This is a genomic window from Streptomyces sp. 4F14, from assembly GCF_048159485.1.
GTDB lineage: Bacteria > Actinomycetota > Actinomycetes > Streptomycetales > Streptomycetaceae > Streptomyces.
The window spans coordinates 1-426 of sequence record NZ_JBLRVY010000152.1; the positions used below are offsets into that span (position 1 = coordinate 1).

Below are 426 nucleotides of genomic sequence, written 5' to 3' on the forward strand. Positions count from 1 at the left end.
TCCAGCGGGATGGCCGAGCAACCTTCAAGGAACTGGCGGAGCAATCTGGTGTGCCTTACGCCAGCGCACGCCGCCGCGTGTTGCGCCTTCTCGAACGCGGCGTGGTAAGGATCGTGACCATCACCAACCAGCTTCTGTACGGTCAACGTGTGCAGGCAGGGGTGGGCCTGCGTGTACAGGGGCCCATTCCTAACGTGGTGCAGGGCCTGCGAGACATCGCCGAAGTGGAAGTAGTTACTGCTACTACCGGGCCGTACGACCTGTTGCTGGAGGTCAGCTGCGCGAGCCGGGAGGATTTGTACCACCTGACTGGGACAGCGCTCCGCCAGATCACTGGGATCACATCAACGGAGACGTTCAGCTACATCGACATACACAAGCTGCCGTACACCTGGACCGCACTGTAACTGTCTGCCGGCCCGCCTG

1 protein-coding gene is annotated in these 426 nt (G+C 61.5%); it reads left to right on the forward strand.

Annotation, left to right across the window (positions count from 1 at the left end):
* The coding region (locus ACLZOT_RS50075; protein ID WP_416975999.1) for an Lrp/AsnC family transcriptional regulator at positions 1-407 on the forward strand (407 nt) is incomplete at its 5' end.
* Positions 408-426 lie beyond the last annotated feature (19 nt).